Annotated in this window: 19 protein-coding genes and 1 pseudogene; 9 read left to right on the plus strand and 11 right to left on the minus strand. The window is 61.2% G+C overall.

The features are described 5' to 3' along the window. Positions 1 to 41: 41 nt before the first annotated feature. The 6 genes from rpsD to RGR602_RS10395 form a co-directional block, all read right to left on the minus strand. Entirely contained in the window at positions 42 to 659 is a 618-nt protein-coding gene (gene rpsD, locus RGR602_RS10370) for a 30S ribosomal protein S4 (protein WP_039845030.1), read from the minus strand. A 642-nt stretch (positions 660 to 1,301) separates the two neighbouring features. Beyond that, the gene (locus RGR602_RS10375) at positions 1,302 to 2,810 is read right to left on the minus strand and encodes an ATP-binding protein (protein ID WP_039845031.1); all 1,509 of its coding nucleotides are present in this window, start codon (positions 2,808 to 2,810) and stop codon (positions 1,302 to 1,304) included. 150 nt (positions 2,811 to 2,960) lie between these two features. After that, complete coding sequence (locus tag RGR602_RS10380; RefSeq protein WP_039845032.1) at positions 2,961 to 3,287, minus strand: MmcQ/YjbR family DNA-binding protein; 327 nt, start codon at positions 3,285 to 3,287, stop codon at positions 2,961 to 2,963. A gap of 67 nt (positions 3,288 to 3,354) precedes the next feature. Continuing rightward, positions 3,355 to 4,158, minus strand: a complete 804-nt coding sequence (gene murI, locus RGR602_RS10385) for a glutamate racemase (RefSeq protein WP_039845033.1) — start codon at positions 4,156 to 4,158, stop codon at positions 3,355 to 3,357. After that, entirely contained in the window at positions 4,139 to 4,969 is an 831-nt protein-coding gene (locus RGR602_RS10390; RefSeq protein ID WP_039846779.1) for an RNA methyltransferase, read from the minus strand. The genes murI and RGR602_RS10390 overlap by 20 nt, the downstream gene beginning before the upstream one ends. A 112-nt stretch (positions 4,970 to 5,081) precedes the next feature. After that, positions 5,082 to 5,606 carry a hypothetical protein gene (locus RGR602_RS10395; protein ID WP_039846780.1) on the minus strand — a complete coding sequence of 175 codons (525 nt, stop codon included), beginning with the start codon at positions 5,604 to 5,606 and terminating at the stop codon, positions 5,082 to 5,084. A 192-nt stretch (positions 5,607 to 5,798) separates the two neighbouring features. Between RGR602_RS10395 and RGR602_RS10400 the strand changes: the two genes are divergently transcribed. The 3 genes from RGR602_RS10400 (at position 5,799) to RGR602_RS10410 (ending at position 8,224) form a co-directional block, all read left to right on the plus strand. Continuing rightward, positions 5,799 to 7,013 (plus strand): NADP-dependent isocitrate dehydrogenase, encoded by a 1,215-nt coding sequence (locus RGR602_RS10400; protein ID WP_039845034.1) that lies wholly within the window; start codon positions 5,799 to 5,801, stop codon positions 7,011 to 7,013. Between the two features lie 80 nt (positions 7,014 to 7,093). Next, positions 7,094 to 7,540 carry a GNAT family N-acetyltransferase gene (locus tag RGR602_RS10405; RefSeq protein WP_039845035.1) on the plus strand — a complete coding sequence of 149 codons (447 nt, stop codon included), beginning with the start codon at positions 7,094 to 7,096 and terminating at the stop codon, positions 7,538 to 7,540. Positions 7,541 to 7,603: 63 nt separating this feature from the next. After that, a complete protein-coding gene (locus RGR602_RS10410) occupies positions 7,604 to 8,224 on the plus strand; it encodes a glutathione S-transferase family protein (protein ID WP_039845036.1) in 621 nt (206 codons plus the stop codon). Positions 8,225 to 8,227: 3 nt separating this feature from the next. On the opposite strand, the pseudogene RGR602_RS10415 reads toward RGR602_RS10410, so the two are convergent. The 3 genes and pseudogenes from RGR602_RS10415 to recA form a co-directional block, all read right to left on the minus strand. Then, positions 8,228 to 9,072, minus strand: a pseudogene (locus RGR602_RS10415) (AraC family transcriptional regulator). 149 nt (positions 9,073 to 9,221) lie between these two features. After that, a complete protein-coding gene (gene alaS / locus RGR602_RS10420; protein ID WP_039845037.1) occupies positions 9,222 to 11,882 on the minus strand; it encodes an alanine--tRNA ligase in 2,661 nt (886 codons plus the stop codon). A gap of 154 nt (positions 11,883 to 12,036) precedes the next feature. Next, a complete protein-coding gene (recA, locus tag RGR602_RS10425) occupies positions 12,037 to 13,125 on the minus strand; it encodes a recombinase RecA (protein ID WP_028739637.1) in 1,089 nt (362 codons plus the stop codon). A gap of 232 nt (positions 13,126 to 13,357) precedes the next feature. Between recA and RGR602_RS10430 the strand changes: the two genes are divergently transcribed. Then, positions 13,358 to 14,299, plus strand: a complete 942-nt coding sequence (locus RGR602_RS10430) for a carbohydrate kinase family protein (RefSeq protein ID WP_039845038.1) — start codon at positions 13,358 to 13,360, stop codon at positions 14,297 to 14,299. 30 nt (positions 14,300 to 14,329) lie between these two features. Then, positions 14,330 to 15,256, plus strand: a complete 927-nt coding sequence (locus RGR602_RS10435; RefSeq protein WP_039845039.1) for a pseudouridine-5'-phosphate glycosidase — start codon at positions 14,330 to 14,332, stop codon at positions 15,254 to 15,256. 29 nt (positions 15,257 to 15,285) lie between these two features. Here RGR602_RS10435 and cckA read toward each other — a convergent pair whose 3' ends face one another. After that, positions 15,286 to 17,895, minus strand: a complete 2,610-nt coding sequence (gene cckA, locus RGR602_RS10440; protein ID WP_039845040.1) for a cell cycle histidine kinase CckA — start codon at positions 17,893 to 17,895, stop codon at positions 15,286 to 15,288. A 279-nt stretch (positions 17,896 to 18,174) separates the two neighbouring features. On the opposite strand from cckA, the gene RGR602_RS10445 reads away from it, so the two are divergent. Next, positions 18,175 to 19,203, plus strand: coding sequence for a flagellar biosynthetic protein FliO (locus tag RGR602_RS10445; RefSeq protein ID WP_039845041.1), 1,029 nt, complete (start codon positions 18,175 to 18,177; stop codon positions 19,201 to 19,203). Positions 19,204 to 19,290: 87 nt separating this feature from the next. Here the strand turns inward: RGR602_RS10445 and dksA are convergent, their stop codons facing one another. After that, complete coding sequence (dksA, locus tag RGR602_RS10450) at positions 19,291 to 19,710, minus strand: RNA polymerase-binding protein DksA (protein WP_028739636.1); 420 nt, start codon at positions 19,708 to 19,710, stop codon at positions 19,291 to 19,293. A gap of 275 nt (positions 19,711 to 19,985) precedes the next feature. Between dksA and RGR602_RS10455 the strand changes: the two genes are divergently transcribed. The 3 genes from RGR602_RS10455 (at position 19,986) to RGR602_RS10465 (ending at position 23,110) form a co-directional block, all read left to right on the plus strand. Further along, positions 19,986 to 20,480: a SixA phosphatase family protein gene (locus RGR602_RS10455; RefSeq protein WP_039845042.1), complete on the plus strand. Its 495-nt coding sequence runs from the start codon at positions 19,986 to 19,988 to the stop codon at positions 20,478 to 20,480. Positions 20,481 to 20,555: 75 nt separating this feature from the next. After that, positions 20,556 to 22,031, plus strand: coding sequence for a YcjX family GTP-binding protein (locus RGR602_RS10460; protein ID WP_039845043.1), 1,476 nt, complete (start codon positions 20,556 to 20,558; stop codon positions 22,029 to 22,031). Continuing rightward, positions 22,028 to 23,110 carry a YcjF family protein gene (locus tag RGR602_RS10465; RefSeq protein ID WP_039845044.1) on the plus strand — a complete coding sequence of 361 codons (1,083 nt, stop codon included), beginning with the start codon at positions 22,028 to 22,030 and terminating at the stop codon, positions 23,108 to 23,110. Before RGR602_RS10460 ends, RGR602_RS10465 begins: the two co-directional genes overlap by 4 nt. Position 23,111 lies beyond the last annotated feature (1 nt).

A 23,111-nucleotide genomic window follows, 5' to 3' on the forward strand; every position in this document is an offset into this window, starting at 1 on the left:
CAGGAGGCGGCTTTTCCGTATGCGAAAACGCCTCGCGTTGATTAACGCGAATAGAATTCGACCACCAGATGCGGCTCCATGACGACCGGATACGGAACGTCGGAGAGCGAAGGAACGCGTGCGAAGGTCGCAACCATCTTGTTGTGATCAGCTTCGATGTATTCCGGAACGTCGCGCTCAGCGAGGCCGATGGATTCCAGAACGGTTACGAGCTGCTTCGACTTCTGGCGAACTTCGATGACGTCGCCGGCCTTGCAACGGTAGGAACCGATGTTGACGCGGACGCCGTTCACGGTCACGTGGCCGTGGTTCACGAACTGGCGGGCAGCGAAGACGGTCGGAACGAACTTGGCGCGATAGACGATCGCGTCGAGACGGGACTCCAGAAGACCGATCAGGTTCTCCGAGGTGTCACCCTTGCGGCGGTTGGCTTCGTCGAAGATCGCGCGGAACTGCTTCTCGCGCAGGTCACCGTAGTAACCCTTCAGCTTCTGCTTGGCGCGCAGCTGCACACCGAAGTCGGAAAGCTTGCCCTTGCGGCGCTGACCATGCTGGCCCGGGCCGTATTCGCGGCGGTTCACCGGGGATTTAGGACGGCCCCAGATGTTTTCGCCCATACGGCGGTCAATCTTGTACTTGGACGATTCGCGCTTGCTCATCGTATTTCCTTTCAGAGTGTTAGGACGGTTTGTTTCCAAACCGCGCGAAGGAAACACGCCCTCCTTTGGCTTTCTTCCGAAAGCCCGACAGGACTATCCTATTACGCGAACAGGACAAATCCACGGGACATGTCAAATGAAACACCGGACATTGCTGCCCGGTGCTCACGCGGTCTTTAGGGGCTCGTCATGAAAATGTCAACAGCGGAGCGCGTTGGGGGATATCGCGTTTATCGCTATATTCAGCTGCTCGTTGATCGCTATCGCGAACATCACAATGCCCGCACATCGGTCGCTCGAAATTTCTCAGGTTGGTTGGGCCACACGTGCAATTACACAAAGTGGCCTCATAAGAATTATTTCCAATCCCCGGCATCCCGACCGCACGAATTCTCCGCTGATGTTGTGGAATTGCCAGCCGAGCTAGAATCTCATCCGAGCAGTTTTGGCCGGAGGCGGTCAGTATCTGGATAACCTCTTTTCAGACCGAATCGCTTACCGTCGTCCCGACAGATAATAGATACATTCTGTTAGGATAGGCGGCCGACACGGCGGCTAACTTGCAAGTTCGACCGACGCACCGATACCGATGCCGTCATCGGCGGTGTCGAAGCCTCCATCTGATTGAAGCTTAGCTGTGCGTCATTCCGCCGCTTGTCGCGCATCATCAGGCGCATTCGCATCGCCCGGCGCAGTCTGGCAGTTCATATCCGGAAACGCCACGATGCGTTTGCCCGCGAAATCAGTGTGCACGACGATCGTGCCCTGCTCCTCGAAATAGCCGAGGAGACGCCTGGCCCGGCGAGCCGAATGCGTGCCGTAGGCACGCGCGATCCGGGCGTCGGAGGGGCAAGGCTCGCCGCAGACCGCGGCCTTGGCCAGCATCAGGAACACGCCCTGCAGATCGTCGGTCACGCTGGTTGAAAGCGACAGCGCCGTCGCCCACCCTTCCGTCGCGGCCGTTGCGGCATCGACGCCCGAGCGCGAGATTGCCACGTGCCGGCGGAAATCCGGAAGCGACATCGGCGGCCCGGGCACGCGGCGCATCCGCAGCCGCACCAGGAATTCCTGATAGAGTACAGAATCCGTCCGGAAACCCGAAGCCGGATCGTCGAGGATTTCCAAAAGCATGGCCGAAAGCCGTTCCTCGCGCTCCTCGGTGGAGAGATCCGGATGGTTTGCACGCGGCTCGGCAGGCGCTGCCGTCGCAGCGGGCGCGGAGCGCGAAAGTTCTGCCAGGATGTCCGTCGTCGGCCGTGGCGCCGGTGCCGTTCGGCGCATGATTGGCCGCTGGAATTCCTCAGGGGAAGGCGTGAAGATCAGATCCTCGACATCCCGCGGTGCATCCGGCAGCGGCATCAGCTTCGGGCTCGACGAGCGCGCTGAGGTTTCCACGGCACCGATCTGGATCGGCAGCGGACGGCGAGACAGTGCCGGACCGAGGGCCACGAAGTTGCCGCGTTTCAGATCGCGGAACATTTCGGCCTGGCGCCGGTCCATGCCGAGAAGGTCGGCGGCACGCGCCATGTCGATGTCGAGGAAGGTGCGGCCCATCAGGAAGTTCGAGGCTTCCGCCGCAACGTTCTTTGCAAGTTTCGCGAGGCGCTGCGTGGCGATCACCCCCGCCAGCCCGCGTTTGCGGCCGCGGCACATCAGGTTCGTCATGGCACCCAGCGACATCTTGCGGGCGTCTTCGGAAACATCGCCACCAACCGACGGGGCAAACATCTGTGCCTCGTCGACGACGACGAGCACCGGGTACCAGTATTCGCGATCGGTATCGAACATACCGTTCAGAAAGGCGGCAGCAGCCCGCATCTGGTGCTCGATGTCGAGACCTTCGAGCGTCAGGACGCAGGAAACGCGATGCTGGCGGATACGGTTGGCAATGCCCGCAAGCTCAGCCTCGGTCCGTTCGCCATCGACGACGACGTGGCCGAATCGGTCGCTGAGCGTGACGAAGTCGCCTTCCGGATCGATGATGACTTGCTGGACCCATTGCGCGGACTGCTCAAGCAGGCGTCGCAGCAGATGCGACTTGCCGGAGCCGGAATTGCCCTGAACGAGAAGACGGGTCGCCAGAAGCTCCTCGATATCGAGCGTCGCCGGGGTGTTCCCTGACGCCATTCCCATATCGATACCAACCTGCAATGCAATGACCTATCAGATGAGACTCAATGATGCGAAGCGCCATTGTCCCGAAACGGCGCGCTTCCGTCTATCAAAGATTTCCGGACATTTCGCCCACGCGTTTGCAAAACCCACAGCGAATGCGGATATTTTGCCTACGCGGTCGGGCGTTCATCGCCGGGCCGGCTTCCCAGGCTGCGCATGCGCCCACGCCATGCGCAATGCATTCTCGAGATCCTCCTCGCTCAGTCGCGACAGATCGGTGGCCGTCCAGCCCCGCCTGCCCCAGGCATTCGGCACCGGCGAGAAGGCGTCCGGCAACATCATCGATTTGAATTGCTGTTCGTCGGGCGTGAAATTGAAGTTTGCCGTCCGGCCGTCGGCGGCGAGTGTGACGTAGATTCGCGCGACCTTGAATGCCATTCGATCGAAATGCGGCGCCTCGACCGTACCCGCCAGCGATAGCGCGATGCGCCGCAAGTCTTCGCCCGTCGCCATTGCACGCCCACCTTCGAGGTTGATCCGATCGTGCACAGTATCCTATCACGATTGAGTACCGGAAGCGTCACCTGACTGTCAGCCCGAAGCCTTGCATCAAGCGCGTTGTGGCGAAATCCGGATTGCCGGAGGTGAAGACCGCAAAGTCGAAATTGTCGGGGTGAACGCCATCGGCTACCTGCGGCACAAGGCTGCGCGCCCGCCGAGCGATTGCCTCCGCCGGATCAAGCCAGTCCACGGGCCATGGCGCAAGCCTCCGGAAAAGGTTCGCCATGAAGGGATAATGCGTGCAGGCAAGCACGACGATGTCCGTCTTGCGGCCGTCCTTTTCGACGAAGCACTGGTCAATTTCCGTCATGATGGCCTCGTCCGAGACGGCGTCGCCGCGGATATAGGCCTCCGCCATGCGCGCCAGGTTTTCCGAACCCACGAGGCGTACGTGGCATTGCTGCGCGAAGGACTGGATCAGATCCCGCGTATAGGCGCGCCTGACCGTGCCGGGCGTGGCAAGCACGGAGACGAGGCCGGAACGCGTCCGCTCGGCGGCGGGCTTGATCGCAGGCACCGTGCCGACGAAGGTCTTCTGCGGAAAGGCGGCGCGCAGATCGGCACCGACCAGCGTGAAGGCGGTATTGCAGGCGATGACGCAGACTTCCGGATCATATTCCCCGAGCAGCCTGCCAAAAAGCGTGATGATACGCTCCTTCAGCGCCTGCTCTTCCCATCCACCATAAGGAAATCCCGCGTCGTCGGCGATGTAGATGAAGCCGCGTTCCGGCATCAGCACGCGGGCTTCGCGGAGCACAGTCAGTCCCCCGATACCGGAATCGAAGATCAAGACCGGTTTCAGCTCATTCGCCGCTGATGTCATCTTTTGGCTGTTCCTTGGCGTCTGCAGGCGGCCGGCTTCCGCGCGGATACTTGCGCGAGAAGCGGTCAAGGGAGGATATCACACCGCGCAGCACGCTGATTTCCTGTTCCGTGAAGGCGCGGCGCGAAAGGACTGCACGCAGATTGTCTACCATTTTCGGCTTTTTCCCGGCAGGATGGAAATAATTGCGTGCCTCTAGCGCCTCTTCCAACTGGTCGAAAAGGCCGAAGAGCTGCTCCTTCGTCGATTGCGTCTGCGACGTCGCCTGGAACGGCACGGTGCCTTTATCCTCCATGCCGGATTTCATCCACTCGTAGGACATCAGAAGCACAGCCTGCGCGATGTTCAGCGAGGCAAAGGCGGGATTGACCGGGAAGGTCACGATCTCGTCGGCGAGCGCCACTTCCTCGTTGGTCAGGCCCCAGCGTTCACGGCCGAAAAGGATGCCCGTGCCCTCGCCCGAGCGAAATTTCGCCCGCAGCGTTTCGGCGGCTACCACCGGGGACCGCACCGGCTTGAAGCCATCGCGTTCGCGCGCCGTCGTCGCATAGACGAAATTGAGGTCGGCGACCGCCTGCTCCAGCGTCTCGAAAACCTTAGTGCTTTCGATGACGTGATCGGCTTTCGAGGCGGCGGCCTGTGCCTTCTCGTTCGGCCAACCGTCGCGCGGATTGACGAGGCGCAATTCGGCAAGGCCGAAATTCGCCATCGCTCGCGCCACCATGCCGATGTTCTCGCCCATCTGCGGCTCGACCAGAATGATGACCGGTCCTTCGGCCAAAAGTTTACGTTCGCTGTTCGTGCCTGCCATGAATGCCGTCCTTGCTTTCATGCGGGGAATAGCTTTGCACAACCGAAACGGCAAGGCCCATGCCTTAGGATAGACCAGTTCGGGGTGCAGCCGATCAAATCGGACGTCGCCTTCACTCGCCCTTGGCGATTGCAACCATTTCCGCCTTCAGCGAGGGCATTTCCTTTGTGTCGGCATTCTCCATCATGATGTCGTCAATCAGTGGCTTGCCGCCATCAATGACCATCTCGAAACGCACGCTTGAGATGGTCTGCGCCTCCGGGGCATCGCCGCAGGCCATCTTGCGGAAGCTGACGACGACCTCCTCCTTCCCGTCGGCAGCCGTCTGGGGTGTCAGCGTCAGGTCTTGGAGCGGGCATGCGTCCTGGGCGTTGACGATCACGTCGTAGTCGAAGGGCGAGATGCCCTCCTCCATCGCCGGGTGCTTCTCGGCCTCATGATATTTCGCGACAAAATCCTTGCTGTAGAGTTTGTCGAGCTTTCCAGGGCCGAAGATATCAATCCATTCGGTGTCGTTGCCCGACCAATTCTTGACGGTCGCATCGATGATTTCCTGCACCGGGGCCGGAATCTCCGCTCCATCGCAGACGCCAGGAAGACCAACGACGGCGAGAAACAGAAGGGCGATCGTCTTCATAATGAAATATCCGGTTCGAAAGGCAATAGCGACGGACACTAGCCGAATCTTCAGACTTGGCAAAGGCACGCCAAAATGCGCCTTGAACGGCGCTTGCGGCTTTGCGTTCCCGGCTCGCAATGCTATAGCGCTCGGGATTTTTTCGTCACCCACCCGGGACCTGCGTCCCCATCCAGCTTACGAGGCAGATACATGAAGAAGATCAAGGTCGCCAATCCCGTCGCCGATCTCGACGGCGATGAAATGACTCGCATCATTTGGCAGCTCATCAAGGATAAGCTGATCCATCCGTATCTCGACCTCGACATCGACTACTACGATCTCTCGGTCGAAAACCGCGACGCGACCAACGATCAGGTCACGGTGGACGCCGCCAATGCCATCAAGAAATACGGCGTCGGCATCAAGTGCGCGACGATCACGCCGGACGAAGCCCGCGTGAAGGAATTCAGCCTCAAGGAAATGTGGAAGAGCCCGAACGGCACGATCCGCAACATCCTGGGCGGCGTCATCTTCCGCGAACCGATCATCTGCAAGAACGTTCCGCGCCTCGTTCCGGGCTGGACCAAGCCAATCGTCGTCGGCCGTCACGCCTTCGGCGACCAGTACCGCGCAACCGACTTCAAGTTCCCCGGCAAGGGCAAGCTCACCATCAAGTTCGTCGGCGAAGACGGCCAGGTCATCGAGAAGGAAGTCTTCAACGCGCCGGGTGCCGGCGTTGCCATGGCCATGTACAACCTCGATGAATCGATCCGCGAATTCGCCCGCGCCTCGATGATGTACGGCCTGATGCGAAAGTGGCCGGTCTACCTTTCGACGAAGAACACCATCCTCAAGGCCTATGACGGCCGATTCAAGGATATCTTCGAGGAAGTCTACGAGACCGAGTTCAAGGATCAGTTCAAGGAAGCCGGCATCACCTACGAGCACCGCCTGATCGACGACATGGTCGCCTCGGCGCTGAAGTGGTCCGGCGGTTACGTCTGGGCGTGCAAGAACTATGACGGCGACGTCCAGTCCGACACCGTTGCCCAGGGCTTCGGTTCGCTCGGCCTGATGACCTCGGTTCTGCTCACGCCGGACGGCAAGACGGTCGAAGCCGAAGCCGCACACGGCACGGTCACCCGCCACTACCGCCAGCACCAGAAGGGCCAGGAGACCTCGACGAACTCGATCGCCTCGATCTTCGCCTGGACCCGCGGCCTCGCGCACCGCGCCAAGCTCGACGACAATGCCGAGCTCGCCCGCTTCGCCTCAACGCTGGAAAAGGTCTGCGTCGACACCGTCGAAGCCGGTTTCATGACCAAGGACTTGGCACTGCTGATCGGCCCCGACCAGCCGTGGCTCTCGACCACTGCCTTCCTCGACAAGATCGACTCCAACCTCCAAAAAGCCATGGGCGCCTGAGGCGCCCGAAGACATCGAACAACGAAACGGCGGGCTCTTCCCGCCGTTTTCATTTCAGCGACAGAATGGGGAGCGCCAGAATGACCACGACCATCCGCCCGCTGCAGGCCTCTGACCGCGCCGCCTGGGAGCCTCTGTGGGCCGCCTACCAGTGCTTCTACGAAGTCGTCATTCCGCCGGAGACCACCGACCTGACCTGGAGCCGCTTCCACGATCGGGCCGAAGAGATGTACGCGCTGGGCGCCTTCGACGGCGATGGCCGCCTCACCGGGATCGTGCACGCCATCTTCCACCGCTCCTGCTGGCTGCCGCAATGGACCTGCTATCTACAGGACCTCTATGTCGAAGCCGACCAGCGCGGCCTTGGAACTGGAGCGGCCTTGATCGAGGCCGTTGCCGACCTTGCGCGTAATAACGGCGCCGGACGCCTCTACTGGATGACACATGAGACCAATGCGACGGCGCGGCGCCTCTACGACCAGATCGCCGAACGCTCCGGATTCATCCAGTACCGCAAGGCGCTTTGAGCAGAAGGCTTGATTTTGCTTGGGCGCACGCTAAACCGAAATTAAGAACAAGAGGAGGAGAACATGGCGGAGGAACTGGTATTCTATACGAACCCGATGTCGCGCGGCCGCATCGCCCGCTGGATGCTGGAGGAGACCGGCGTTCCCTACCGCACGGAAATCATGACCTTCGGGGGCACGATGAAGGCGCCGGAATACCTGACCGTCAACCCGATGGGTAAGGTGCCGGCGATACGGCATGGCGATACGGTCGTCACGGAATGCGCCGCAATCTGCGCCTATCTCGCCGAGACCTTTCCGGAAAAGGAGCTCGCTCCAAGACCGAATGAACGCGGCAGCTATTACCGATGGATGTTCTTCGCCGCCGGCCCACTTGAAGCCGCTGCCACGAACCGTGCACTCGGCTTTGTGACGCCCGCCGAAAAAAGCAGGATGGCTGGTTACGGCAGCTTCGGCGACGTCATGGATACGCTCGAAAAAGCTGTCAGCGCCTCGCCCTATATCGCCGGCGACCGCTTCACGGCCGCCGATGTCTACGTCGGTTCGCATATCGGCTGGGGGATGGGCTTCGGCACGTTCGAAAAGCGCCAGGCCTTCGCGGATTATCTTGGTCGCGTGACCAACCGCGAAGGCTACAGGCGAGCCACCGCGCTGGACGATGAAGTCATGAAGCAGATGCAGTAGGCGTCATGCGAGCGGCATGTAGATATCCGTCAGCAATTCGGTCGGCGGAACGTCGCGGGGATTGTTGAGATATTCCTCGAACATCGCGCCGTCCTTAATCTGCCTGCCCGATTTCGGAAAGCCATTCCGCCTAGAGCCATTGATAGGCGCTGTGCATATCGGCGTAGGGTCCCTTATGGCGGAGAACGGCATGTTCGCCGCCGTCGATCGTCCGCCGTTCGAAAGGCGGTTCAATCGGTCCGCCTGACCCGCCAGTCGCACAGGCGATGGAGCCCAGATTCTCCGCCGGCACGATATCCGGATCGTCGCAATAGACACCGATCATCCGCATCTCCGGTTTTGCCAGGCCGCGGGCATGGAGCGCGCCGAAGAGCGTCTCGAACGCCTTGCCGATCTGCAAAGAGGAGCCTGTATGGACAACGCCGTTCAATTCGATCGGCACTATCTTGCGTAAGGTTATGTCGAACATGGCCGCTGTCTCTCCGAAAGGTGAGGGGTCAAAGGTTTTATGGCTTCCCTCTTTCCGGTAGCGCGCTGGCGGCATGCCGTAGACGGATTTGAAGATGCGGTTAAAGGATTGGAGATTGGGATAGCGGGATCGCTTCGCAATCTCGCCGACAGTGAGATCCGTGCAGACGATATCGCCGCAGCGCGATGCAGCCGCAGCCGATTGACGGCGCCGCCAGCGTCTCGCCGTAAATCGCGCGATAAATCTTGTGCCAGTGATAGCTCGACATGCAGGCGATTTCGGCAAGGCGCACTATATCCGGATCCTCGTCGAGATGATCGTGGATACAGGCCGAAACTCGCCACAGGCGGTTTTTATAAAGTGCCCATGCCGTCGCCATTCATGTCAAAGCCTCGTGCAAATCGATCGGCTGCAGAAAACCATAACCCGATTTGCCAAATCCTGCGGAATTGCGTGCCGATCACGGGGGGGCACCCATACAAAGGCGGAGGACCAGCCCCGCCTTTCGAACCTCGCCGTCAGATGAAATCAGCTAGCAAGTGCTGCCGCCACCGCCTCGATCGCCTCGTCGGCCTTGGAGCCGTCGGGGCCACCCGCCTGTGCCATGTCCGGCCGGCCGCCGCCGCCCTTGCCGCCAAGGGCAGCAGATGCGATGCGCACGAGATCGACGGCGCTGAACCGCGCCGTCAGGTCCGGCGTTACGGCAACGACTGCGCTTGCCTTGCCGTCGTCAGAAACGCCGATCAGCGTCACGACGCCCGAACCGATGCTTGATTTGCCATCGTCGGCAAGCCCTTTGAGATCCTTCGGATCGACGCCGGTGACCGCCTTGCCGAGGAATTTCACGCCGGCAACCTCACGCGCCGCGTCCGTCGAGCCGCCCTGCCCGCCGCCCATGGCAAGCTTGCGCTTGGCATCGGCAAGTTCCCGCTCGAGCTTGCGGCGCTCGTCCATCAACGCTTCGACGCGCGAAAGCACGTCGGCAGGCTGAACCTTCAGCGACGAAGCAAGCGTTTTCAAACGCTCGTCCTGTTCGGCCAGATATTCGCGGGCATTCTCACCGGTAACCGCCTCGATGCGGCGGACACCCGCGCCGACGGCACTTTCGCTAAGGATGCGCACAATCCCGATCTGACCAGTCGCGGCGACATGCGTGCCGCCGCAGAGTTCGATCGAATAAGGCTTGCCGGCCTTCGTGCCGCGAACGCCCTGCCCCATAGCGACGACTCGCACTTCATCGCCGTATTTCTCGCCGAACAGCGCCATCGCACCTTCGGCAATCGCGTCGTCCACGCTCATCAGCCGCGTCGTTACCGGCGCGTTCTGCAGCACGATCTCGTTTGCCATATCCTCAACGACCTTGAGTTCTTCGGCGGTGATCGGCTTCGGATGCGAAACATCGAAACGCAGGCGTTCGGGCGCAACCAGCGAACCCTTCTGCGCCACATGCGTACCCAGCACTTCGCGCAGCGCCTCATGTAGCAAGTGCGTTGCCGAGTGATTGGCGCGCAGGCGCGACCGGCGTGCATGATCGACGGTCAGCGCGATGGCCTCGTCGGCCTTCAGCGAACCTTCGACGACAGTCCCTGAATGCACGAACAGACCTTCGCCCTTCTTCTGCGTATCGGTAATCTCCACTTTCGCATGATCCGAGCTGATGATGCCGGTGTCGCCCATCTGGCCGCCGGATTCGCCGTAGAACGGCGTCTGGTTGACGACGATCTGCACCTTGTCGCCGGCCGAGGCGGACGCCACGGCGGCACCGTCCCTGACGATCGCCTGGATGACGCCTTCGGCGGTCTCCGTGTCGTAGCCCAGGAATTCGGTCGCGCCATGCTTCTCCTTGAGTTCGAACCAGATGGTCTCGGTCGCCTTGTCGCCCGAGCCTGCCCAATGCGAGCGGGCTTCGGCCTTCTGACGCTCCATCGCATCGGTAAAGCCGGCGAGATCGACGCCGATTTCGCGGGCCCGCAGCGCATCCTGCGTCAGGTCGAGCGGGAAGCCGTAGGTGTCATAGAGCTTGAATGCCGTCTCGCCGTCGAGCATATCGCCCTTGCCGAGCGTCGTCGTCGCGTCGGAAAGCAGCGAAAGGCCTCGCTCCAGCGTCTTGCGGAAACGGGTTTCCTCGAGTTTCAGCGTCTCGGAGATCAGTGCTTCGGCGCGTGCGAGTTCCGGATAGGCGCGACCCATCTGCTGGACGAGTGCCGGCAGCAGCTTCCAGATCAGCGGTTCCTTGGCCCCCAGCAGTTGCGCATGGCGCATGGCCCGGCGCATGATGCGGCGCAGCACGTAGCCGCGGCCTTCGTTCGACGGCAGCACGCCATCGGCAATGAGGAATGCGGAGGAGCGCAGATGGTCGGCGATGACGCGGTGGCTCGCCCGGCGCTCACCCTCGGCCCTGACGCCTGTTGCCTCCTCCGAAGCTTCGATCAGCGCGCGAAAGAGATCGATATCGTAATTGTCGTGCTTGCCCTGCAGCACGGCCGCCACGCGCTCAAGTCCCATGCCGGTATCGATCGAGGGGCGCGGAAGGTCGACGCGCTCTTCCTTCGTCAACTGCTCATATTGCATGAAAACGAGGTTCCAGATCTCGATGAAGCGGTCGCCGTCTTCCTCCGGAGATCCGGGCGGGCCGCCCCAGATGTGATCGCCGTGATCGTAGAAGATCTCCGAGCAGGGGCCGCAAGGGCCGGTATCGCCCATCGCCCAGAAATTATCGCTGGTCGGAATGCGGATGATCTTTTCGTCCGAAAGCCCGGCGATTTTCTTCCAGAGGTTAAAGGCTTCGTCGTCCGTGTGATAGACGGTCACCAGCAGGCGCTTGGCGTCGAGACCGAATTCCTTGGTGATCAGGTTCCAGGCAAGCTCGATCGCCCGTTCCTTGAAATAATCGCCGAAGGAGAAATTGCCGAGCATCTCAAAAAAGGTATGGTGGCGCGCGGTATAGCCGACATTGTCGAGGTCATTGTGCTTGCCGCCGGCGCGGACGCATTTCTGCGCCGTCGATGCCGTCCGGTAGGGGCGCTGTTCCAGGCCCGTGAAGACGTTCTTGAACTGTACCATGCCGGCATTGGTGAACATCAGCGTCGGGTCGTTGCGCGGCACGAGCGGGCTCGACGGCACGATCTCGTGGCCGTTCGTCTTGAAATAGTCGAGGAAGGTCGACCGGATATCGTTCACGCCGCTCATGCTATGCCCTTCAATGCTGCCCAAGGGCAGGTCAAACTCAAATCCAGTGGCTTTTATCGTCCGCATTAACCACTGTCCAGCAGACAAAGAGAACCGGCCGCATTCTGATCAAGGAATGCGGCCGGTTTCGATACATCAAAACTGAAGCTGCAAATTACATATCCGTGTCTGTATCGCCATCGTTGGCGTCCGGCCCGCCATTCTGCAGGAATCGGTCAGCAATCAGCCCCGCATTCTGCCGAAGCGCCATCTCGATCTCGCGGCCGAGATCCGGGTTGTCGCGGATGAAGAGCTTGGCATTCTCGCGGCCCTGGCCGAGGCGCTGGCTGTTATAAGAGAACCAGGCACCGGACTTCTCAACGATGCCCGCCTTGACGCCGAGATCAATCAATTCGCCAGTCTTCGAGACACCCTCGCCATACATGATGTCGAATTCCACCTGCTTGAAGGGAGGCGCCATCTTGTTCTTGACGACCTTGACGCGGGTCTGGTTGCCGACAACCTCTTCGCGCTCCTTGACCGCGCCGATACGGCGGATGTCGAGCCGGACGGAGGCGTAGAACTTCAGCGCGTTGCCGCCTGTCGTCGTTTCGGGCGAGCCGAACATGACGCCGATCTTCATGCGGATCTGGTTGATGAAGATGACCATGGTGTTCGACTTGGAGATCGACGCCGTGAGCTTGCGCAGCGCCTGGCTCATCAGGCGCGCCTGCAGGCCCGGAAGGCTGTCGCCCATCTCGCCCTCGATTTCGGCGCGCGGTGTCAGCGCTGCAACGGAGTCGACGACGAGAACGTCGACGGCGCCGGAGCGCACCAGCGTATCGGTGATTTCGAGCGCCTGCTCACCGGTATCCGGCTGCGAGATCAGGAGGTTCTGGAGATCGACGCCGAGTTTGCGGGCATAGACCGGATCGAGCGCATGTTCTGCATCGACGAATGCGCAGATGCCGCCCTTTTTCTGCGCTTCGGCGATCGTCTGCAACGCAAGCGTCGTCTTGCCGGAACTTTCGGGTCCGTAGATCTCGATGATGCGGCCCTTGGGCAAACCGCCGATGCCGAGCGCGATATCGAGGCTGAGGGAACCGGTCGAAATAGTTTCGATCTCGACAACATTCTCGTTGGAGCCGAGTTTCATGATCGAGCCCTTGCCGAACGACCGCTCAATCTGTGAGAGTGCCGCTTCAAGCGCCTTGCTTTTGTCCACCGATTTGTCCTCTACGAGCCGCAATGAATTTTGAGACATCCGATCCACCTTTAGGTTATTGAAGCCGCTTGAGCAATGTCTGGTTTGTACCCTATATGTTCCAAGCGCACAATAGGTGCCCAAACAATTGAAAGAAAAAGGTAAAACAGCCCGTGTTCTATATATGTTTTATCAATGTAAAGCAACGCCTTAGGAGGCGTCACGCCAAGGCTGCCGCATCCGGCGCCCTGCTACGATTCGTTTCCTCCATCGGCTGGGAGCATTCAGGGCGATGAAAAGAATCCTCGTTCTGGGCGGCGCACATATCGATCGGCGCGGGCGCATTTCCGGCGAGACGGCGCCAGGCGCCAGCAACCCGGGCGCTTGGTTCGAGGAGCCGGGCGGCGGCGGCTTCAATGCTGCGAGAAACCTTGCACGGCTCGGCGCTCACGTCACCATGATCTCGCCGCGCGGAGGCGATCCGGCAGGCGAGATGGTGACGGAGGCGGCTTATGCAGCCGGCGTCAACGACCGGCCGTTCGTCTTTCTCGATCGCAAGACCCCGAGCTACACGGCCATTCTGGAGCGGGACGGCAACCTGGTGATCGCGCTCGCGGACATGGAGCTTTACCGCTATTTCGTCCCGCGCCGGCTGGCGATCCGCTGGGTGCGCGAAGCCTTTGCCGCAAACGACCTCATCCTTTTCGACGCGAACCTGCCGGAAGAGACGATCGTGGCGATCGTCAGCCGCGCCAATTCGCTCGGCGTAGCCGTGGCCGCGATTGCCATCTCGCCGGCAAAGGTGGTCAAGCTCAAGCCCTGCATATGCGGTATCGACCATCTCTTCCTCAACGAGGCGGAGGCCGCAGCCCTGACCGGCCAATGCCCGGACAAGCCGCAGGATTGGGTGTCACTGCTCGGTGATATAGGCCTGAAGAGCGGTGTCGTTACGCGCGGGCAGCGCGAACTGATCGCCTTCGGCAAGGGGGGCACCTTCTGCCTGCAGCCGCCGTCGGTCGAGACCATTGCCGACGTAACTGGCGCCGGAGATTCGCTTGCAGCCGGCGTCCTGTTTGCCTTGATGCAGGATCTGCCGCTCGAGGAAGCCCTGCGGCACGGCGTGGCCGCTGCTGCACTCACGGTCCAGTCGCCTTATGCCGTTAACGAAAAACTCTCCGCGGAACTGCTTGCCGAAACCCTTGCCCTTGTTCAGCGTGCCAAAATTCTGCATTGAAGCGGCAACATCGATGAAACGGAAGAGACAATGACGAAACCGATCTCCCCCCTCCTGCCGGTCTCCTATTCCAAGGAGGTTGCAGCTGCAAAGCAGCGCGGCGCGCCGCTGGTGGCGCTTGAATCGACGATCATCAGTCATGGCATGCCCTACCCCGGCAATATCGAAATGGCTCGCAGTGTCGAGGCGATTATCCGCGAGCAGGGTGCCGTTCCGGCAACGATTGCCGTCATTCACGGCGTCCTGCACATCGGCTTGGAGCCGGACGAGCTTGAGAAGCTCGCGAAGGAAAAGGACGTGATGAAAGTCTCGCGCGCCGATCTCGCCTTCGCGATCGCCGAGCGCCGCACCGGTGCCACGACGGTAGCTGCCACGATGATCGCCGCTGCCCGCGCCGGCATCAAGGTCTTTGCGACCGGCGGCATCGGCGGCGTGCATCGCGGTGCCGAAGAGAGCTTCGATATCTCGGCCGACCTTCAGGAGCTTGCCCGCACCGGCGTCATCGTCGTCTGCGCCGGCGCAAAGGCGATCCTCGATATCCCCAAGACGCTGGAAGTGCTGGAGACCAGCGGCGTTCCTGTCGTCACCTACGAGAGTGCCGAGTTCCCGGCCTTCTGGTCCCGTTCCTCGGGCCTGCGCAGCCCGTTGACGTTGAACAGCCCGGCCGCCATCGCCAATTTCCAGATCACCCGCGAACAGCTTGGCATCGAGGGCGGCATGCTGATCGCCAATCCGGTTCCGGAAGGAGATGAAATTCCGCGCGAGGAGATGGAGATCTATATCGAGCGCGCACTCGACAGCGCCGAGCGCGACGAAATCAGCGGCAAGACCGTGACACCTTATCTTCTCAGCACGATATTCGATCTGACCGACGGACGGAGCCTGCAGACAAATATCGCGCTCGTCGAGAACAATGCCCGCCTGGCGGCAGAAATTGCCGTGGCGCTCGACGATTGAGATTTTGACGGGAAGGCTTGCCGCCTCCCCTACTCGCCTTCCAGGGTTTCCTTGACGACGACGGCGAGCTGCTTCAGCGAGAAGGGCTTCGGCAGGAACCCAAACTTGGCGTCCGGAGGCAGGTTGCGGGCGAAAGCGTCTTCCGCATAGCCGGAAACGAAGATGAATTTCAGGTCCGGATACCGCTTGCGCAATTCGCGCAGCAGCGACGGCCCGTCCATTTCTGGCATGACGACGTCAGAAACGACGATGTCCACCTTGCCGTCCAGCTCGTCCATGATGTCGAGCGCTTCGACGCCTGAGCCCGCCTCGTGCACGGTGTAGCCGCGCGTTTCCAGCATGCGCTTGCCGCCGCGGCGCACCGCTTCCTCGTCCTCTACGAGCAGAATGACGGCGTTGCCCGTCAGGTCTTCCGGTTGCTCCGGCTGAGCTGCGGCCGGCATTTGTGCAGCCGCACCGGCCTCGGCTGCCGCAACAGCGTCCGCCTCGGCGGCGACAGCCGCGTCAATGGCGTGGCGCGGCAGGAAGACCCGGAAGGTCGTTCCCTTCCCGACTTCGGATTCCGGCTGAATATAGCCGCCGGATTGTTTGACGATGCCGTAGACCATCGCCAGCCCGAGACCCGTGCCCTTGCCCACCTCCTTGGTTGTGAAGAAGGGCTCGAATATCTTGTCCATGATGTCGGGCGCAATGCCGGTGCCGGTATCGGCCACCTCGATCAGCACCATGTCCTCATGCGGCATGTAGGAATAATTGAAATCGGCCACTTCCGCCGCCGTCACGTTGCGGGTGCGCAGCGTCAGCTTGCCGCCCTCAGGCATCGCGTCGCGCGCATTGACGCAAAGATTGATCAGCACCTGCTCGAACTGCGACAGGTCAGTCTTCACCGGCCAGAGATCGCGGCCGTATTCGACATCGAGCTTGACGTTGGTGCCGGATAACAGCCGGTCGACAAGCATGCGCAGGTCGCCGACGACATCCGTGAGGTTCAATACCGTCGGACGCATCGTCTGCTTGCGCGAGAAGGCAAGCAGCTGGCGGACGAGAACCGCGGCGCGGTTCGCATTGCGCTTGATTTCCATCAGGTCGGCAAAGCTTGCATCGGACGGCCGCGCCTGCAGCAGCAGATGGTCGGAAGACAACAGGATCGCCGTCAGCACGTTGTTGAAGTCGTGCGCGATACCGCCGGCAAGCGTGCCGACCGCATTCATCTTTTGCGTCTGCGCCATCTGCGCTTCCAGCGCCTTTTGCTCCGTCATCTCGACGGCATAAACGATCGCGGCCTCTTCCGGCGCCTCGTCGCTCTGGTCGATGACTGCGTTGACGTAGAAACGGAAATGACGCGCTTCATCGTTCGGCATGCGCGAGTCGATCGGCGGGATATCGCCCTGGCGATCCCTTGCCGCAACCAGGGCATCTTTCAGCCTCTGTCGATCGCTTTCCTGAAGGATGACTTCGAGCGCTGCGCCATTTTCGACGTCATCGCGCGAAACGATGCCGGAGAAGAGCTTGAGGAATGGCGCATTCGTGCGCAGGATCCGACCGTCGCCGTCGACCGAGGCAATCGCCATCGGCGTGTTGTTGAAGAAGCGCGTGAAGCGCATCGCCGCGGCAGAAGCGGATTGCTCGTTCTCGCCGCCCGATTGCCGCCTGAGCACGATCGTCCGGCTCTCGCCCGGCGCACCGTCGCGCATGGAAGTCACGCTGTGTATGATCTGCACCGGCAGGCTCTGTCCGTTCGCCTTCTTAAGATCGAGGTCGAGCGTATCGGTTTTCTTGAGACCAGGCTCGGCCTGCACCGACTGGATCAGTGCCAGCCCGCCTCCTGCCACAAGATCTCCGATCGTCATCGAGCCCGGCACGAACTTCGTGAGATCGAGCCCCAGCCATTCGGCAAGTGTTGCGTTCAGGTAGAAAATCTCGCCCTTGCGCCCTGCCGAGAAGAACCCTGCCGGCGCATGGTCGAGGTAATCGATCGCGTTCTGCAGTTCCTTGAAGAAGCGCTCCTGGTCATCGCGCTCGGCGGTGATGTCGCTGATCTGCCAGATATGTAGCGGCTTGCCGGCACCTTCCTCGGTTCGCAGGGTTCGCGCCTTGAGACGGTACCAGTGAGCGCCAGAATTGTTCGTTGCCGGGCCAAGGGTCCGAAGCAGACGGAATTCCTCCTGGCCTTCCTTGCCCTCGCGCAGCCCGTTCGACAGACGGTAAAGCGCCTCGTTCGATTCTCGGTGGCGCGAAAGCAGCGCTTCGAGCGTCTGCACTTCGGTCGGTTTGCGGGCGCCGGTCAGCTTTCCATAGGCCGCGTTGGCGTAAATGATCCGGCCCTTCCCATCGGTAATCAGCGAACCGTCCGGATGGCTGTTGAGAAATGACCTAGCGAGACTATCCGATTGCCGCTGGGGCATGACCTCGATGAAGCCGATCACCGAGGAAACGAGGAAGAAGATGCCGACCATGGCCAGCACGCCCAGCACGCCGAGGACCATCTCGTTTTCGAGAGAATCCTTGAAGTACACGAAGCTGCCTGCGGCTGCGACAAGCACAAGCGCCAGAAGAATGATGCGAACAGCCGTTCCCGAGCGTCCTCCGCGATCCACGATCGGGGCATTGTAGTCGTCAGCCTGACGTGGTGTCGTCATCTATTCCTCACATGAGCCTGTCCAACATTCGCTTATAATCTCAAGACAAAGCAGGAATCAGGCGATCGTTCCTTCTTAGCAAGTTGCTGCGTCCGCAAAAACACTGTGAAGAGCCAAGAATGCTTGAATTCACAACGAACGGCGCCAATTTCGACAACCAAGCGCGCCGCAGAAACATGTCCTGGCGTTCGGACATGACTGGACAATCAGGCTGCCTATTGCCTAAGGAGCTGAAAAGCCGTCATGTTATGGCGAACGCGGCAACCGGAGTAGAAGATTATGTTCGACGAAGTAATGGGCGCCTATGGCAGCCGTTTCCTCCTCGCAGCGGGCGGCGTCGGCATCGCGCTGGTGCTCCTGATCGGTATCTTGTGGATCCTCCGCAGCCGAGCGCCCTCACCCTTTGTACGCGGCGGCAAGAACCGTCAGCCGCGATTGCAGGTGCTGGATGCCGCAGCCGTCGATACGCGCCGGCGGCTGGTGCTTGTGCGCCGTGACGACGTTGAGCATCTGATCATGATCGGTGGTCCGACCGACATCGTTATCGAAAGCCGCATCCTGCAGGATACAGATGAGGGTTCCGACCACGCATTCATAGCGCCCTTAGCCCCGCCGGAGCCTGTCGTCTCGACGCCCGAAGAGCCGCCTGTCAAGCCGGCAAGACCGGTCACCGCTTTCGAGCGCGAACCGGAACCTGACGAACCCTATTCTCCGGCTCCAGCCCCCGCGCCTGCCGTCGAGCCGCGTCTGCATCCCGTAGCAATCACTCCTGCAGTAGCACCCGCTGAACAGGAGCCCGCGGTGCCGTCTGCGGCAACATCGGCCGTGGCGGCAAAAATCGAGCGGGAGCCTGCCAGCCCTGCTGCTTTGCCGCCGATCATTTCGAGGCCGGCGGAGCGGCCCGCCGCCGCCCCCGTGTTCGAGGCAGCCAACGCCGCCGACATCCTCGACGCGGCGCGCCAGCGCGTTCTGCCGCAGCAGCGGATGGAGCCGCAGGTCTCGACGCCGCCAGCACAGAGCCTTCCGACCGTTGCCGAAGGCATACCTGTCGTGACCGGCGACGCTGCTACCACGTCGAAGGCAGCGCCCAGCGACTTCGAGCGCATTCTTCAGGAGGAGATGAACAATACGCTTGCGGCGCAGCGCATTGTTCCCGCTGCGAACGCCCCTGCCCGCCCGGTTCCGCCACAGCCCGCCAACCCGCAGCGCCGCGATCCGGACATGGCACCGATCACCGGCGCCGATGCCGACCTTCAAAAGGAAGTGGCCCGCATCTTTGGTGAAATGAGCGTCAATCGCGAAAAGTAAGCCGCCCTGCCTGCAGGAAAGCTCTCGCAAGAAAAAAGGCACCGCAGACGGCGGTGCCTTTAATTTCTACGAAGAACTCTGAAAAGCTCACTCGTCGCGATAAACCTTTTCGCGCCGCTCGTGGCGCTCCTGCGCCTCGATCGACAGCGTTGCGATCGGACGTGCGTCGAGACGCTTGATGCCGATCGGCTCGCCGGTTTCCTCGCAGTAGCCATAGGTGCCGTCTTCGATCCGCTGCAATGCTGCATCGATCTTGGAAATCAGCTTTCTCTGGCGGTCGCGGGCGCGAAGTTCGATTGCCCGGTCCGTTTCGGAAGAGGCTCGATCCGCGAGGTCCGGATGGTTGGCGCTTTCTTCTGCGAGATGATCGAGTGTCTCGCGCGCTTCTCTAAGGATATCATTTCTCCAGGCAACAAGTTTGGCTCTGAAGTAAGCCCGCTGGTTTGCGTTCATGAATTCCTCGTCTTCCGAGGGAACGTAGCTGCTAAGATCGATCTTCTCACTCAACGCGATTCTCCTGAAGAACATCTCATATGGCGGGGTGTATATCCCAAGCGCTATCGCGGGTTCAAGCCAAATACGACAGGTAAACAGATTTTTAAATCTGTTACATTTTTAAGCTAACAGACTATTTTCGCACCACTATTAGCAATGCTGGTTTTTGCTTCCCGTTCAAGAACGCGTGTTGAGCTTACTGTTTTGCGCCATCGCCATGCCGATGCGGTTGACGGCGGTGATCCACGGACGCTACTGAAAAGGCTCCTTCGCTCGTGGAATCTTCTATGACCGCAACCTTGCCTTCGCCCTCACGAATCTATCTGTTGCGGCATGCAGAAGCCGCCTGGGCGCAGCCCGGCGAACGGGATTTTGACCGGCCTTTGAATGAAAAGGGCTATGACGAAGCGGAACTCGTGGCAGACCGCGCCGCCGACAAAGGCTACCGGCCGGAGCTTTTGATAAGCTCCACTGCGAGGCGCTGCCGCGAGACCACGGGCGCCGTGCATCGCGCTATGGGATTGTCGCTCGACATCCTATACGTCGACCAACTCTACAACGCCACCCCCGAGGTCTACCTCGATATCATCGACAGCCAGACCGTGGGCTCCGTCATGCTTGTCGGTCACAACCCGACAACCGAGCAGACGCTTGAAGCGCTCATCGGTCACGATGCCCTGCTCCGTGCGTTGCCGGACGGCTTTCCCACGGCGGGCCTTGCAGTCCTCGATTTCGACGGCGCGTCTGCAGGGTGGAAGCTTACCGACTTCGTGCACGACTGACGTCTTTGGCGCCGCTTCTTTTTCGGACAGCATCCACGTCCTATATGCTTGAGCACTGACAATCGGAATTCCGCCTTGCCGCCAAGCCTGACATCCCTTACCGGCGACGCGCGTATCGCGCTCGACAACCTCGCAGACCGCGCCTCGAGTCTCGTCAAACCGACTATCCGCCTCGGCGTCACCGGGCTTTCCCGGTCCGGTAAGACGGTCTTCATCTCGTCCCTCGTCCATAATTTGCTGCATGGCGGACGGCTGCCGCTTTTCGAGCCGGTTCAGTCCGGCCGGGTGTCGGCCGTGCGACTGGAACATCAGCCGGATGACGCCGTGCCACGTTTCCAGTACGAGGATCATATCCGGGCGCTGGTGAAGGACCGCGTCTGGCCGGATTCGACCCGCGCCATATCCGAACTGCGCATCACGCTGGATTATCAGAGCGCCAGTGGCTGGAACCGCCTGTTCTCGCCCGGCCGTCTCTCGATCGATATCGTCGATTATCCCGGAGAGTGGCTGCTTGATCTACCGCTGCTGGGCAAGGACTACCGGACCTTCAGCGAGGAGACGCTGGCGCTCGCCCGCAGCGGCATCCGCGCGGAACTTTCTCGCGGCTGGATGGCACTGACCGTAGCGAGCGATGTCAAGGCGCCCGCCGATGAGATGCAGGCGCGCGATCTCGCGACGGATTTCACCGATTACCTGAAAGCCTGCAAGGCCGACGAGCGCTCGCTGTCGACATTGCCGCCCGGCCGCTTCCTGCTTCCCGGCGACCTTGAAGGTTCCCCCGCGCTCACCTTCGCGCCGCTCGCGTTGCCTTCCGAAGGCAAACCGCCCAAAGGTTCGCTTTGGGCGATGATGGAGCGCCGCTACGAGGCCTACAAATCCGTCGTCGTCAAACCCTTCTTCCGCGAACATTTTGCCCGGCTCGACCGCCAGATCGTTCTCGTCGACGCGCTGCAGGCAATGAACCGCGGCCCGGAGGCGATCCAGGATCTGGAGCGCGCGTTGACGGATGTGCTTGCCTGCTTCCGTCCCGGTACGAACTCACTGCTTTCGTCGCTCCTCGGCCGCCGGATCGACCGCGTTCTCGTGGCCGCCACGAAAGCCGATCATCTGCACCACGAAAGCCACGACCGCCTCGATGCGCTGACGCGCCGCCTTGTCGAGCGCGCCATCCACCGGATCGGAATGACAGGCGCCGGCATCGACGTCATGGCGCTTGCCTCGGTGCGCGCCACGCGGGAGGCGACCGTCAATCGCGACGGCCACGATCTGCCGGTGATCGTCGGCACGCCCATCGATGGCGAAACGATCGCCGGCGAGCGCTTCGACGGCATGAGGAAGACGGCGATCTTCCCGGGCGACCTTCCGCAAGACCCCGAAAGACTGTTCGACGGCATTGAATCTGCCAGCCGCGATGTCCAATTGCCGGATGTGAACATTGTGCGCTTCCGGCCGCCGCAGCTCGAGGAAACCGGCAGCGGCATCAAGCTTTCGGTCCCGCATATCCGGCTCGACCGGGCCATGCAGTTTCTGTTTGGAGACCGCCTCGCATGAGCAAACCCGCTTCTGGAGATTCGGACCGGCCCAGCCGCACACCGGCCGCCTTTGCCTATGAGGACGATCCGCGACCCGTCGAGACGGACAGGAAGCAGGAGGCCCGCAAGCCGGCAAGCTTCGGCGGCGAAATCGTTCTCACATCGGACGAAGACGACCCCTTCATCAATTCGGACAAGGATATCGCCCCCTTGCCGGTCGCAGGGCCGCGCAAACGGCGCACCTCCTTTGCCAAGATCGCACTAACTGCTTTCGGCGTCCTGCTTTCGCTCGCCTTCGGCCTGTGGACCGACAGCCTGATCCGCGACCTCTTTTCCCGCGCCGACTGGCTTGGTTACACGGCGCTGGCGGCGCTCGCGATCGGCATCCTCGCCGTCGTCGCCATCGTGATCCGCGAAACGGCGGGTATAATGCGGCTCGCGGCGGTGCAGACGATCAAGGCCGAGGCGGAGGCCGCCGTACTGGAGACGAAGCCCGCCAAGGCACGCGCCCTGGTGAAGAGCCTTTCAAGCCTGCTTGCCGGAAAGCCGGAAACCGCCAAGGGCCGCGCAACCTTGAAAGCCGCCGAAGGCGACATCATCGACGCGCCGCATCTCGTCGCACTCGCCGAACGCGAATTGCTGGCGCCTCTGGACCGCCAGGCAAGAGCGTTGATCGTCAATTCATCGAAGCGTGTTTCGATCGTCACCGCTGTCAGCCCGCGCGCGATCGTCGATCTGCTCTACGTGCTTTTCGAAGCCTCGCGCCTGATCCGCGCCATGGCCGAGCTTTATGGCGGCAGGCCGGGCACGCTTGGGATGATTCGCCTGATGCGGGACGTTCTCGCGCATCTCGCCGTCACCGGCTCGATCGCCGTCGGCGACAGCCTCGTGCAACAGGTCCTGGGCCACGGCCTTGCCTCCAAGCTCTCGGCCAGGTTCGGCGAAGGCATTATCAACGGGTTGATGACGGCCCGTATCGGCATAGCTGCGATGGATCTGTGCCGTCCGCTTGCGTTCCGCGCATTGAAGCGGCCGGGAATCGGCGACTTCATCGGCGATCTGGCGCCCTCCGTAGTGCCGCGCACCGGTCGCAAATAAA

The sequence above is a fragment of the Rhizobium gallicum bv. gallicum R602sp genome (assembly GCF_000816845.1).
Taxonomy (GTDB): domain Bacteria; phylum Pseudomonadota; class Alphaproteobacteria; order Rhizobiales; family Rhizobiaceae; genus Rhizobium; species Rhizobium gallicum.